The 444-nt window shown below is 67.3% G+C and carries 1 protein-coding gene; it reads right to left on the bottom strand.

Annotated features, from left to right (window positions below; translation table 11 throughout):
- Window positions 1-64 precede the first annotated feature (64 nt).
- On the bottom strand, window positions 65-444 hold a 380-nt coding region (locus CWM66_RS28555; protein WP_107147760.1), incomplete at its 5' end, for an 8-oxo-dGTP diphosphatase.

The following is a 444-nucleotide window of genomic DNA, read 5'->3' as shown; positions in this document are numbered from 1 at the left end:
GTCCACATGCCGTGTGGATAGTCTGAACGGTTGACAAAACGCGCGCGCCGCCGCAGCGGCCGCGTCAGCGCGAGAACGACCAGGACTGCATGCGGCCATCCCGGTACGGCATTACCCCGTGGAAAGGGCGCGGGTCGCCGTCGAACACCAGCGGCAGGAAATGGCGGTCGCCTTCCCACATCGGCAACTCGTGCAGGCGGTCCAGCGGCACCCACTCCAGGGTGCCCTCGGGGTTGGAGGCCAGTGTCTGGCCGCTGTAGCGGTCGATCACGAACACGAAGCCCAGCCAGTCTTCGCCCTGCTTGCCGAAGCCCGGCCAACTCACCGTGCCGCGCAGCTGCATCGATTCGCACTCGATGCCAGCCTCCTCGCGCAGCTCGCGGCGCATGCCCGCCATGACGTCCTCTTCCGGCTCGACCTTGCCACCCAGGCCGTTGTACTTGC

It is taken from the genome of Kosakonia sp. H7A, from assembly GCF_003028445.1.
Taxonomy (GTDB): Bacteria; Pseudomonadota; Gammaproteobacteria; order Enterobacterales; family Enterobacteriaceae; genus Kosakonia; species Kosakonia radicincitans.
This window is presented reverse-complemented; position numbering and strand designations above follow the sequence as displayed.